The organism is Vibrio sp. ZF57 (assembly GCF_001691235.1).
Lineage (GTDB): Bacteria > Pseudomonadota > Gammaproteobacteria > Enterobacterales > Vibrionaceae > Vibrio > Vibrio crassostreae_C.
This window is the reverse complement of the sequence record NZ_MAKD01000016.1, coordinates 32,896-42,406: the sequence shown is the minus strand read 5'-3', so window position 1 is coordinate 42,406 and position 9,511 is coordinate 32,896. Positions and strand designations below refer to the sequence as shown.

Below are 9,511 nucleotides of genomic sequence, written 5' to 3'. Positions count from 1 at the left end.
TGTGTACAAGAGATTGGATTGACCTGATCAGTTAATTTTCCGGATTGGTATAATTTCCATTTGCATCCCTATTTTTGTACAACACATGTTAAAAAAGCTCTGGACTTAGCTACAGAACTTTTCTACCTAGTTCCCTATGCCACCAATTGTACTAGCCTTTGTCTTCTCATAACAATCACTTATACCGCCTACTTAGTGATTAATGTGGCAAATATATAATTTAACTACCTCGCATGATTCCCACTAAATCATGAGCTTACGCGCGTTATATCCGTGTTGTAACCATCACAACCTACCCTTACCTCGGAGCAAGTAAAACTCGATAAATCCAATGCTTGACCCTATACAGTAAGGTGTTTATATTGTCGCCCGCCCAACGGGCACATCCTAAAATGCACACCGGCCATCCTGCCATCACTGGTGCATTTATATTGGTGTTTTGAACTTCCATGCTAACGAAACTTCGTCCTTTTACTCGTGAATCGGGTGCGCTTATGCACCTTTCGATTCCAATCATTTTGACTCAAATAGCTACCCAAGCGATGGGATTTGTCGATACGACAATGGCTGGCCAAGTAAGTCCTGCCGATCTTGCCGCTATTGCACTTGGCACTAGCCTTTGGATTCCTGTATTGCTGCTACTGCGTGGCGTGATTATGGCGTTAACGCCTGTTGTCGCTTACCACCGTGGCGCACGTGACTTTCAAAGTATCTCTGTCGAGTTCTTCCAGATGGTTTGGTTGGCATTAATTGCTAGCGTATTACTCATCGCTTATTTGGTGAGTGCTAAACCGATCTTAGAATGGATTGGCGTAGCCGCAGAGATAATTCCAATTGGGAGTGACTATGCGTTTGCCCTAGCCTTTGGTGTACCGGGTATTGCCCTGTTCTACACCTTAAACGGCTTCTGTGAAGGTATGAACAACACCAAAGTACCGATGATCATTTCGGTAATTGGTTTGCTGATTAACATTCCAGTCAACTACGTGCTTATTTACGGTAAGTTTGGCTTCCCTGAAATGGGCGCTGTGGGTTGTGGTTGGGCAACAAGCTTGGTGTATTGGCTAATGTCGGGAATGCTGTATTCCTACATTAAAGGTCATCACCACTACAAGACCATCATCAACTTTTCAGATGCGAAGCCAAAAGCAAAAGAGATGCTTCACCTTCTAAGATTAGGTTTACCTATCGGGATGAACATTGCAGTGTGTGGCAGTATCTTTGCGGTAATCGCACTGATGATTGGTCGTATTGGTGCAGAGAACGTAGCAGCCGCGCAAATTGCACTTAACATTTCGAGCCTGACTTACGTGATTCCTATGAGCATCTCGTTTGGCATTACGATTCGTGTTGGACACGCTTTGGGTGAGAAAGACGAACTAGGCGCAATTGAACGGAGCAAAGTCGGTATCTTGGTTGCAGCGTTGATTTCATTGCTTTCAGTAGCGATGTTCCTGCTGTTCCCTGAGTGGATCATTAGGCTTTACACAACCGACCCTACAATAAGCGCGACAGCAGCAGTATTGTTGACCTTTACAGCGATGTACCAATTCAGCGATGCATTACAAACGTCTGCTAACGGCGCACTGCGTGGCTATAAAGACACTAAGATCCCGATGATCTTAGCTATCGCTTCATACTGGGGCTTGGCACTACCACTCGGTATGGTGTTAGGCTTAACAGACCACATTGTTCCAGCAATGGGTGAAGAAGGCTTTTGGATTGGTATTCTAACGGGCTTGAGTGTGTCAGCCGCTCTGATGTTACTTCGTTTGCGATACGTGATTAAGAAGCGTGACTTGCCACCAGCAAGTGCTGCGTTAGCAAACTAAAATAGACCAATAAGCTAATACAAAAAAGCGCGTTACTACCAATCGGTAATAACGCGCTTTTTTATTCTGTCTCTAAAATCTAATGATGCGTTCGCTTAACAGTTGTTGTTAACAATACGGACTGTACACTCACATCCTTCATCAGGACATTGGCTGCCATTTGTTCGGCCAAAAGAGTCATAAAGAACAAAGCAACCTTGGCGCGTCTCTAGATCAGCATCCGTTATGTTTGTGCTATCTAATTCAGCTTGGGTAAAGTCGTAGTCATACCCAATCACAGTGTGTCGATTACCAAAATCAGAAGTTAGGCTGTCATCATCTGATAAGGTCATAAAGTCGATCATCGTCAATTTGTTGCCCGACTCCCCTCGGCTTTCAGGACAAAGTGTGCCCCAGTCGACTTCAACTCTACCGATACCAAAATCGATTACGTAGTTGCTCTGATCACCTGGGTTTGTTGCGTCAGGATCAAGCCCTGCGATAATAGCTTTAGAAGTCACTTGCGTGATCACGCCTTCCATCGCACCCGCAACACCTTCAAGTACCGTTTCTCTCGCTGATTCCTGAATACCTAGAAATCTTGGAGCAGCCGTTACCGCTAATACTCCAAGTATCACGATCACGATGATTAATTCCATTAAAGTAAATCCGTTTTTCTTCATGACATCCGCATCTTTTGATAACTTAAATATTCAATAATCCAATGAATTACCTATAACTATACACCTCAAATAGGACTCATAACACTCCACGGCTATCGCTTTTTATAACGCTGGTTGTGGTATTTGTTCCCTTTAGAGGCTGAAAAGATAACTGGAAGCGTTATCACATAAGGTGTCAGCGGGTTTAAATTCGATCAAATGCGTGGTGCAACTGAAAGTATCGATGGAAAAAGGTTTAATTGATTTATTTGAACTGAGGCTCGCTGCGTATAATCAAAGTTAGACCATTTTTGAGTCGCCCTTTGTGTTTCTACACTTAAGAAAGCAAGAAATGAAATAGAATCCATAAAAAAGCGCGTTATTGCCATTTGGTAATAACGCGCATCTATAATCGTTGTACGACTATCGCAACATTAGTTCACTGCTTTCACGTAAGGAAGCACTCGGAATCCATCACGTACTTTTTGGCTTGGAATGTAATGACGGAAAGCTAAGTTAAACACACCAGAATCGTTTTCTGTTTTGATGTTGTTTACTGCATCATCACCACAACCAAAGCTTACGGTGTAAGTGCCGTCTGCATTTTTCTCAGCCGTGTTTGAGCTTACGTTCGCCATTTCACCAAACATGAAACCTTGCTTGTTGTAGACCGTTACCGACCAAAACGCTTGGTTCTTAGGATCATCAAAGGTTGCCTGATGACAAGTGTCTGCTGGGAAGTTACCAGAGACTTCGTAAATATTGTCATCTAACTGCGCGCCACCCCAACCGATAGCCGCACCCACTGCGTACTTCTCTTTGGTAAACATCTCTTTTGAAGCATCTTCAGGGCTTGTAAACATACCAAATGTCGCTTGAGCGCCATCTCGCTTAAGTATTGTTGGCATTTCCATCTTAAGGCTCGTCTCTACCTCTTCAAAAGATTTCTCATCCACTTGCATAGCAGTAAACTCGCCATCCGCTTTTGCATCAATGCTCATCTGATTTTGGATTTTATGAACTTCATCTTTGGTGAACGTCGCATCAGTACGAACGATGACATACACGTGGTCTCCACTATGAGTAGAAAGATCAAACGTACCAGAACCGTATTGCATTGGCTGAATGCGGTGGTCTTCTGTAATCACTTCCATCGACATGTACTTGCCTTCAGGGATCTCAGGTAACGTGACGGTCGCCCCCTTTGATACATTAATTACTGCCATTGAGTAGTAGGTGTCTCGGTTCATTCGAACCACATCCTGTTCATCTGTTGGCGTTAGCTCGCGTTACGTTCCTCTCTTTGATTAAAACACTTAACGACACCAATAAGTTTAGATCCAGCCGAGAAAGCTGTTGTTCGATAGTCATCATAAGACATGCATCTGAGTAATATCACTCGTTAAATAATTGCACCATTGTGACTAACAAACAAGTCTCTGTTTAAACGATGGCATTTATATCCAACTAAAAAGGCGAACCCATCGGTTCGCCTTTTTGTTTAAAGATTCGTATTTATCGATTGATCGCCAAATATGAGCCAGCAGCAATCATTATTCCACCAGCACTTTGGTTTAACCTTTTATGTGCGCGTGGCGTTTTTAACAAACCTGCCATTCTGCCCGCGCCCACAGCGATAAGTATTAAGCCTGACATCAGAGCAACAGATGCTAAAGCAGAAACTAATACGATATCTTGTGAGCGCAGAACAGTCAGATCAATAAAAGTCGGCAAGAACGAAATATAAAACAGAATCACTTTAGGGTTCGATGCTGAAATCAAAAAGCCTTGCGCGAAACTCGCGAGTTCAGATTTCTGACTCTGTTTGGCCGCAAGTTCCGCAGAGCCTTGCACTTCAGGCAGGCTCTTAAACATCTTGTAGCCCAAGTAAATCAAATAAGCTGCACCAACATAGCGAATCACCTCAAACGCAATCGACCAATTCTCGGCAATCGTTGCTAGACCGAAACAGGCAAGCGCAAGGTAAATAAGATCACTGCATATCATACCTAACGAAAGCGTGACGCACTTTCGCCATCCTTGAACCATAGCACGAGCTAAAATGGCAAAGACGCCAGGCCCCGGAGTAATACCAAATACAAACATGGCAATAAAGAATGTAATCGCACTTTCTAATGACATTGGACTGTCCTTTTCTATAACCCAACATAATTGATCATGAACGTATCATGGAGCTTCGATTCTGGTAAAGAACGTTTTTTACTAAATACGATTTACACAACTCATGTATTGAATAAGTGTCGCACGTAATTTACCCACCAGACTTAATTAAACCTAAACCTAAACCTAAGTACTTTTCGTTAGGGCATAAAAAAGGCGAACCTATTGGCTCGCCTTAATCATTTTGTTCGCCAGAATCGTTTAGTCGTTACGAATGGGTGATAACAACTCGGGGTTAACCACCAAGTTTCTCACACCGTGGGCGTGATCTTCGTTAAAGTCATTGCCTTCACACCAGCTACCTACTGTCGCGATATTTACTTTCGCGACTTGTGGTCTAACGCTCCATGTTACTTGGAAAGGTGAACCTTGCTCATTATAACCAGGACCCGTTGTAGAGCCTGCGTATTGGATCGCTGAGCCCGTATCTTGTGGGATGTTTGGTGCTTGGTGTAAGCCGTTCACTTTTGAATGTTTAGCGAGCGCTTCAAAGTCGGGTGCTTTGTCGTCATTCACTAATACGTAAACTTGGGTTTCTACACGCAGTTGCGGGTTGGTAATCGCATCGTTAAAACAAGCACCCAGTGTTTCACCCGGTTCAACTTGCGCCGTTGAATAAACATAGTGAACTTCAATGGTGTCACCCGAATGCAAAGAACCATGCTCGCTCGGACAAACCTTGCCCTCAAATGGTTTCAGCTCAGCAGAACTCAGCTTGCCTGTGTATTTAAAGCCACTCTGGAATCCCTTACCATCACCGTTACCAGCGTATTGAGTAAACTCTCCACCTTTATGCTCAGCATTTTTATGGAAGTGAATATTACATAAGTTCATCGCTGTTGAATCAGGGGCATCCGAGAACAGCCTAGTATTTTTACCTTCTAATGAACCCAAATCTCGTGGAGCTTGCGGTCCAAAACCTTGCCCTTGGGTATTTTCAGAAAGCTTCGCTCTTTGTTCTGCGATAACTCCATCTGATACAGACTCATGGTTCGCATCTGATGCATTTGCATGAGCTGACAATATCACCATCGCGACACTTAAAAACACACTCTTATTCTTCATTTTTCTTCCCTAGAATATTGATAACTAAACCTAAACCTACTTAACAGCAAACATCTTACTATGCTCGTAAGTGAATATAAGAGTTGTCTTTGTAAGATTAGATTTCATTGCTTACTTTGGGATGAGTATTAGAACCCTTGATGCATATAACAAGTCAAACAGGGTAAATTCGGCGACTCCCTTCCAGAACTAATAATTCCTATTTTCGTTAACCGTCGCCTGACTCAGCGCTCAGATAAGTGAACACGATTCTTAGGAAGAATGGTGGCCAGATTTAGAAGATCAAAAAAGGCGAACCATCTGGCTCGCCTTCACGTTTCATTCTATCTATTAGGTTGTGGTTCTAAGTTAACGATTTAACCGTTACCGGTGGCAAATATCCCAAACGTCATGACGTTCAATGCATCTGTCACGCCCTCTAGTGATTTAATCACCGTCTTAGTCGGTTTATTATGACGAATAAAATAGCTTCCGATGCCTTTTTCACCGCCACTCTTAGCATCGCTTTCAGTTGTTTCTGTCGCTTCTATTTGAGAAGGCTCCACTGATTCTGGCTCTGCATTGGCGTGAGCTATCGTGTCTTTATTTGAATCAAGGTTAGTGAGTGGTTGATGATTAACGATTGAATCATGGGAAGAATCAACGCTGGTCTCAGCGTTTGTATCCTTTGAAGTCTCGAGATTACTCTCTCCCTCTATACTTTTCGACATAGCGTCTTCGTTGCTCAATGTCTCGTCGTCTAGCTGATGATTACTCGTTGAAGAACAGGCTGTTAAGAAGAACAGGCTAACGATGAATATGAGTAAGTTTCTCATCATAATGATAAAGCACGAATTAATAAAACATTGTTCGATTGTATTTTATTTGGCTGACGACATCCAGTGATAAGCGGAGTAAACACGAACAGTCACGGTCTTGAAGAGTAAACAAAAGCGTACGGGTTTAGTGCTTAAGAATAATAATTCGAGAGCTCAATTAGGTTGCCCGCCGCTTATCATCTGAAAGGTGGTGTCAGTTAGGCTTGAGGATTCACACGCTATAAGCTTAATCTTTACTGGAACACAGTTCAGAGATTCGGTCACACATGGCTTGGTTGACTGCGAAGTGGGTGTTGAGGAATGCTAGTTGGGCAAGTGCCGATTCAGCGGTGCGCTCGTAGCCTTGGGTAAAGGTTGGTAGCAATTGGGCAAACTTAGGGAAGCGTGCTTCTAGCCTTCTATCCGACATAAATTCATCAACGAATTCAGGCTCAGACTGTTCAGTTTGATCCACAAGATCGATCAAACGATCGAGTGCGTAAGATTGAACGAACCGACTGCCCGACAGCTTTTCGCCTCGGTTATAACGAGACATACCCACATAAAGATTGGTTAGAGCCTCACCAATGATCCAATCTTGGGAATTAGTGTCTGTCTCCCCTTTTATTGGTGAAACACAACACTGTGTATCAAATTCATGTTGCTGCCAAACAATACGCCCTTCAGCAAACGGAATGTGCGCTAACTCGTGGGGTTCAAACACTGCAAACTCACAAAAGATTCCGTCAGCGTACAGAACTTTATAGCCATCGACGGTATTTCTCACTGCGTAGTCGATTGAGTGAATATCAGATAGCCAATGCAAACTGTCTAAGAAATACTGCTTGTGCCCCGTTTGCACTATTGCGAAAAAATCGACATCTGAGTACTGATCAAGTCGTTCTGTTTCAATACCTACTGAGCCCAATCCCAGCAAAGCATGAGCCTTACCCGATGCTTCCAAAGACTCCCCAATAGCATCTAAACGCTGGAGTAATTTTTCTGGTGTGTTTATGTGTCTTGTCTGTATCACTTTGTCCGTCTGCATTGCTCAATCCCTATCAAGTTGAATGCCACTCAACCTAACTGATAGTTAGAACATCTAAGAAGCTTAATTTATAAAATGTGTGTTTTGGATAACGATCTGCGCAAGTTATTGTTTGAATTAAGGTGGGATTTAGAGGTGAGGAAGAGTGTGTACAAGCTATAAACAACACTCTTCTATTATGACTTATCTTTTTAGCAGCTCATATTTGCAACAACGTTGACGCCATGCTCACGAAGTTTGCTTTTCTTCCAAGATCTCGCGTCTGCCGACATATGAACAGAGACCGTAAAACCCAATTTGGCACTCATGATACCGATCGACATGCCTAGATTACCCGTGGATCCTACCGCAATGCTGTATTGTTGGAAGAAGTCACGGAATTCAGGTTCGAGCAACTTACTATAGTCATCGCTCTCACACAGTAACCCGGCTTCAATCGCAAGCTTCTCGGCATGCGTTAGTACTTCATAAATACCACCGCGAGCTTTGATTGAACCTGAAATTGGCAAATGGCTGTCTTTCTTCATCATCAAATGCCCTTTTATAGACTGCTGATTATGCGCTTCCAATACTGATTTCATAGATGGAATGTCAATAAGCTCAGACTCGATGATGCCATTGGTCGCTTGAGTTTCAGGAAACGCCTTGGCTAGATAAGGAGCAAACCTTTGTAGCCTCATGCTCGCATCGTGAATATCTTGTTCGCCTAATTCCACATAAAGCAAACCGCGCTCCAGAGACGTCACATTTGGGTTAAACCAAACCACTTCTTCCAATGCAATCAATTGTTGAAGCAGTGGGAAGTCCGAGATGAGCTTGTCGATATTTAATACAGTCATGGGTGACTTTTCTGGCTAAGCGCGTACTGCGCAGGTTCAATCATTAGTAAACCTATTTAAACGGTATTTGTGTAATCATTCAATGATCTGTAGGCTAGCCTGTCTTCTCATAAGCAAACAGTAGAACAACCTATGAGCGCCTCTCTTCGTAATAGCATTTTCGTGATGTTAGGGATTCTATTCCTAGCACTTAACCTTCGTGGGCCTTTTACGAGCTTGGCTCCTGTGCTTTCTCAGGTTATGGAAGGCCTCAACCTTACGTCATCGGCTGCTGGCTTCTTAACAGCTTTGCCACTGTTAACTTTTGCCTTATTCTCACCATTAGTCACCAAGATATCCCAACGAATTGGTCTAGAGCCTAGCCTGTTATTAGGCTTAGTTCTGATCACTACGGGTATTACACTGCGCTCTGCTGGGTTAACCCCAACCTTGTATATCGGCACGGTGATGATCGGGCTTGGTATCGCGATTGGTAATGTGTTGTTGCCTGTAGTAGTGAAAGTTAGCTTCCCGACACGCATCGCTACTGTGACTTCTCTGTACATCTTTACGATGGGCATCGGGTCGACGTTAGGCTCAAGTTTGATGGTGCCGTTTTCAAATCTAACCTTATTTACGATCACGGGTTGGCAATTAGCGCTGTTAATGAACTTGGTATTTCCAATATTAGCTTTGATGATCTGGTTGCCTAAAATCAGAAAACGCTCATCTTCGGCCAGCAATAACAAGCAACAAGACAAACCTCTGCCGATGAAACAGATGATTAAAAGCGGCGTAGCGTGGCAAGTAACGTTAGCGCTTGGGCTTAACTCATTTACCTTCTACTCTTTGGCTGGCTGGTTGCCACAGATATTGAACGATCTTGGCTACAGCGAAATCGACGCGGGCTACATTTATGGATTTCTGCAATTTTCGACTATGGTTCCAGGGCTGCTGTTACTGCCATTCTTAGCCAAAAGTGACAATCAACAATGGCTCATCACTCTGTGTGCATCGAGTGTATTTGTTGGATTGATTGGTCTTCTGTATTTGCCTGAGTTTGCGATCTTTTGGGTGGGACTGTTTGGATTAGCCAACTGCTCGACATTTATTATCGCGCTCTCTTTTG

Annotated in this window: 7 protein-coding genes and 2 pseudogenes; 2 read left to right on the top strand and 7 right to left on the bottom strand. The window is 43.4% G+C overall.

Annotated elements, in window-relative coordinates; all coding sequences use genetic code 11:
- Positions 1-449: 449 nt before the first annotated feature.
- Positions 450-1,832: an MATE family efflux transporter gene (locus A6D97_RS02250; RefSeq protein WP_065583743.1), complete on the top strand. Its 1,383-nt coding sequence runs from the start codon at positions 450-452 to the stop codon at positions 1,830-1,832.
- 95 nt (positions 1,833-1,927) lie between these two features.
- Here the strand turns inward: A6D97_RS02250 and A6D97_RS02245 are convergent, their stop codons facing one another.
- The 7 genes and pseudogenes from A6D97_RS02245 to A6D97_RS02215 form a co-directional block, all read right to left on the bottom strand.
- On the bottom strand, positions 1,928-2,494 hold the full coding sequence (locus A6D97_RS02245) for a type II secretion system protein (RefSeq protein WP_083190202.1): 567 nt from the start codon (positions 2,492-2,494) through the stop codon (positions 1,928-1,930).
- Between the two features lie 413 nt (positions 2,495-2,907).
- Positions 2,908-3,854, bottom strand: a pseudogene (locus A6D97_RS02240) (DUF1254 domain-containing protein).
- A 134-nt stretch (positions 3,855-3,988) separates the two neighbouring features.
- Positions 3,989-4,615 carry a LysE family translocator gene (locus tag A6D97_RS02235; protein WP_017064660.1) on the bottom strand — a complete coding sequence of 209 codons (627 nt, stop codon included), beginning with the start codon at positions 4,613-4,615 and terminating at the stop codon, positions 3,989-3,991.
- Positions 4,616-4,855: 240 nt separating this feature from the next.
- Entirely contained in the window at positions 4,856-5,719 is an 864-nt protein-coding gene (locus A6D97_RS02230; protein WP_017064661.1) for a delta-class carbonic anhydrase, read from the bottom strand.
- A gap of 356 nt (positions 5,720-6,075) precedes the next feature.
- Positions 6,076-6,537, bottom strand: a complete 462-nt coding sequence (locus A6D97_RS02225; RefSeq protein WP_029235242.1) for a hypothetical protein — start codon at positions 6,535-6,537, stop codon at positions 6,076-6,078.
- A 226-nt stretch (positions 6,538-6,763) separates the two neighbouring features.
- A complete protein-coding gene (locus A6D97_RS02220; protein WP_065583740.1) occupies positions 6,764-7,564 on the bottom strand; it encodes a hypothetical protein in 801 nt (266 codons plus the stop codon).
- Positions 7,565-7,773: 209 nt separating this feature from the next.
- Positions 7,774-8,403, bottom strand: a pseudogene (locus tag A6D97_RS02215) (D-serine ammonia-lyase); the annotation flags it as partial.
- Positions 8,404-8,535: 132 nt separating this feature from the next.
- Between A6D97_RS02215 and A6D97_RS02210 the strand changes: the two are divergent.
- The coding region (locus A6D97_RS02210; protein ID WP_240492685.1) for an MFS transporter at positions 8,536-9,511 on the top strand (976 nt) is incomplete at its 3' end.